Source organism: Vibrio variabilis (assembly GCF_003263785.1).
Classification (GTDB): Bacteria; Pseudomonadota; Gammaproteobacteria; order Enterobacterales; family Vibrionaceae; genus Vibrio; species Vibrio variabilis.
In genome coordinates, this window is sequence record NZ_JYJK01000099.1 from 1 (window position 1) to 3,877 (window position 3,877).

The window sequence follows — 3,877 nt, forward strand, 5'->3', positions numbered from 1 at the left end:
TGCTTTGGTCTTGGCTGCTGTCGTTGAGCCTGATAAGCCTTAGTTGGCTGCGCAGACGCGTGTTTGCTTGAGAAAAAAAAGCGCTGCGAGGGCAGCGCTATTCAAAATGCCTAATGTAGGGGTGGCATTGTTTTAAAGTGATTGTTTCCTTAAGCCGCAGCCAGCGCTTTCTCATCAGAGCGACGTTTTAGGAATGCATAGGTAAAGCCTGTTACTGCTGTACCTGCTGCAATTGCGACTAAGTACATTAGCACTGGTGAGATTGCACCAGGAATAAGCAGAACGAACAGACCGCCGTGAGGTGCCATTAGTTTTGCGCCTACCAGCATAGACAGAGCACCAGTCAAAGCACCACCTGCCATACACGCTGGGATAACGCGTACTGGATCTTTCGCTGCAAATGGAATCGCACCTTCAGAAATAAAGCAACATGCCAAGTACGAATGACGCTTTTCCTTGCTTCACGCTCACCTGCTTCAAACTTATCTTTCGCTAGGAATGTCGCTAGACCCATACCAAGCGCAGGTACCATACCCGCTGCCATGATAGCGGCCATAGGAGCGTATGTTTGAGAAGCCAGAAGACCAACACCGAAGGTGTAAGCGGCTTTGTTTACTGGGCCACCCAAATCAAAACACATCATTGCGCCTAGAAGTACGCCGAGTAGAACCGCGTTCGCACTGCCCATGTTGTTTAGGAAGTCAGTCAGACCCGCCATAATGCCAGATACCGGACCGCCAACGATGTAAATCATCACAAGGCCTGTGAACAAGCTCGCCACAAACGGAATGATTAAGATAGGTTTCAACGCTTCCATTGATTGTGGAAGACTGACTTTATCAGCAATCAATTTCGCTGAGTAACCCGCTAGGAAACCAGCCACAATACCACCGAGGAAGCCCGCGCCTGTAGAGCTTGCCAGCATGCCGCCAATAAGGCCTGGAGCTAAACCTGGGCGGTCAGCAATAGAGAACGCAATGTAGCCAGCGAGTACTGGGATCATCAGAGCAAATGCACTGCCGCCACCAATGGTCATAAGGGCTGCTGCAAGCGTCCCCTCTTCTTTAAACGCTTCGATACCGAATACAAACGACAGCGCAATGATAAGACCACCAGCCACAACCACAGGAAGCATGTGAGAGACACCGGTCATAAGGTGCTTATACACGCCTTTCTTCTCTTCGGCTGCACCAGACTGACTTGCGCCAGCGGTATGTTTGTAAGGAGAAGCGTCAACAAATGCTTTATTGATTTCTTGTTCCGTCTTTTTAAGAGCAAGGCCAGTACTGGTTTTGTACATCGGCTTGCCGTCAAAACGATCCAGTGGAACTTCAATATCCGCTGCGATAATAACCAGATCCGCATCGGCAATTTCCTGCGCCGTTAGTTGGTTCTTCGCACCTACAGAGCCACGAGTTTCCACTTTAATGGTGTGACCCATGCGCTTAGCTTCGTCTTCAAGCGCTTCTGCTGCCATGAAGGTGTGCGCTACGCCAGTAGGGCAGGCTGTGATAGCCACGATTTTTTTCGCGCTGCTTGACGTGTCTGCTGCCGCTGCAACTGCCACACCTTGCTCTAGTTCGGTCGCTTTTTCGATAGCATCAGCTAGGAAGGCTTTTGGATCCGATGTGCACTCAGAGATGCTCGCTTGATAGACTTTTTTGCCTACGAAGCGCTGCGTATCTACTGGCGCGTTAGCGGCCACAACAATAACGTCAGACTCGTTGATTTGAGCTTCTGTCAGAGTTTGTGTTTCCACCACACTAGAATGACACTCAACATTCGCTTCGTGTCCAAGTGCTTTTGCAGCTTGGTCTAAAAGACCTGCCGCGATAATGCTGTTTGCTACGCCACTAGGCAAGCGGTAATAATTGAAATTTTCATAGGTTCGACCTTCGTGTCCATTTGCCACAAGAATCTAAGCCATAGACTTAGGTAAATTAGTGGCTAAGCTTTTGTAACTCTATTTTTTGTTGTAGGGATAAAACTTCTTCCACACTCGCAACACCGACGCCAACTTGGCTCACTGCTAGCGCAGATAAGGCGGTTGCAAAAGAAAGTAATTCTGTTTTCGGCTTAGATTGCATATGACCCCAACATAGGCCTGCAACCAGCGTGTCACCTGCACCCACAGTGCTCACAACTGACATTTTTGGCGGTTTCGCTTGTAGCCATTCACCGCCCTCTAACCACAGCACACCCTCAGCGCCCATCGAAACCACGATGTTGGTAATGCCCTTGTCAGAGAGCGACTCGGCCGCTTCTAAACACTGCGCTTGCGTGGTGAGGTGACGACCAACAAACTGAGACAACTCTTCATCATTGGGTTTGATTAGCCAAGGTTTTGAATCGAGTCCTTTCGCTAGTGCGTCGCGGCTGCTGTCAAATAGAACGCGCTTGCCGTTTTGCTGCAGATGTGCAATCCAAGTCGCACATTGCTCTGGTGTAATACCGCGTGGCAGACTGCCCGCGAAGACAAAGTAATCGTGCTCTGCCATCAATTCATTGAGGGTTTGTTCAAACTTAGCGATAGCTTCTGCGTTCACGTCAACGCCAGGAAAATTGATGTCACTAACGTCGCCGCTTAGTTCAACCAGTTTGACGTTGATGCGAGTAGAGCCCGCTACACGAACAAATTTGTCCTGTGCGCCCATCTCAGCAAACAGCTGGCAGAATAGCTCTTGGTTATCGGTACCAAGAAAGCCAGTCACCGTGACGTTCGCGCCCAAGTCGCTAAGCACTTTAGCGACGTTTACGCCTTTCCCAGCTGCATGCAAAGAGCCTTGGTTCACTAAGCTGACGGAACCTTTATTCAAGGTCTCTAGACTGCCCGTGAGATCCAGTGCTGGATTGAGTGTGATGGTGACGACTTTATTTGTAGTGGTCATAACAGATTCCTCAGCCTTCACCTAGACCCGATGCGATAGCTTTACCAATCGCTTCTAGTGCCTCTGCCGCATCGGTACCTTCAGCGCTAAACTGAAGCTCGTGGCCGTGTTTTACGCCAAGCGCGATAACTTTCATCAGGCTTTTCGCGTTAACCGCTTTGCCGTCGCCATCTAGGTTAGACACCTTGATAGACGATTCGAATTTCTTCGCTTCAGCCACCAACATCGCGCCTGGACGAGCATGAAGGCCGTGAGCATTTTTGATTTTGAATACCGCTACATTGCCATCTTCTGCGCCTGCAGTTTGTACCTCTTCGCCAGTGAAGAAACCAAGGACTTGTTCGGTAGAAAGTGATAGCAGTTTGTCTTGTTCTTGCTTGAATACCAGTTCAGTAATTTTGTCTAGCATAGGCTGGTGTGCATTGTTGCAAGCGGCAAAAGCAATGAGCGCCTGCACTGGTGTTCCGTCTAGCTCGCACTGGTTGATGGTAGAAACAAACGCCATACCCGTGCGTGTGACCGCTTTGTCACTGCTCACTAGCCATAGACCTTTACCAAGGTGAGTAGGGGATTTCGTTACTAGGTCGGCAACGAACTCAGCACCAGCACCGCCCGTGTTTTTGAGAAGGCCACCCGCAACGGCTGCCATTTGCACCATGTCGCTTGCAGGGAAGTTAAGTTGAATGAGTGATGCATCAAAGTCCGCTTCCAGCTGAACGTCGCCATTAAGCAGGGCAATGATGTCTTTTTCGCTTTTCGCTTGCTTCAGTTTTTGCTCAACACCATCAGCAGATAGGATCTTGGTAAGCTGCTTAAGAATACCTAGGTGCTCGTCAGATTTTGCGGCAATACCAATCGCAACATAAGCGACGTTGCCATCGCCCCAATCGACGCCGTTAGGGAAGTGATGAACGGCAACGCCGGTTTGCTTAACCAGATCACGGGTATCAGTTGTGCCATGTGGGATGGCAATGCCATTGCCAAGAAAC

2 protein-coding genes and 1 pseudogene are annotated in these 3,877 nt (G+C 49.7%); all 3 read right to left on the minus strand.

Annotated elements, in window-relative coordinates; translation table 11 throughout:
* Nucleotides 1-149: 149 nt before the first annotated feature.
* Nucleotides 150-1,884, minus strand: a pseudogene (gene fruA, locus TZ48_RS18515) (PTS fructose transporter subunit IIBC).
* A 56-nt stretch (nucleotides 1,885-1,940) separates the two neighbouring features.
* Nucleotides 1,941-2,888: a 1-phosphofructokinase gene (pfkB, locus tag TZ48_RS18520; RefSeq protein WP_112480225.1), complete on the minus strand. Its 948-nt coding sequence runs from the start codon at nucleotides 2,886-2,888 to the stop codon at nucleotides 1,941-1,943.
* 10 nt (nucleotides 2,889-2,898) lie between these two features.
* The coding region (gene fruB, locus TZ48_RS18525; RefSeq protein WP_112480226.1) for a fused PTS fructose transporter subunit IIA/HPr protein at nucleotides 2,899-3,877 on the minus strand (979 nt) is incomplete at its 5' end.

Coding starts and splice junctions, on each gene's coding strand:
- pfkB (WP_112480225.1), bottom strand. CDS start 2,888: ATGACCACTACAAATAAAGTCGTCACCATCACACTCAATCCAGCACTG.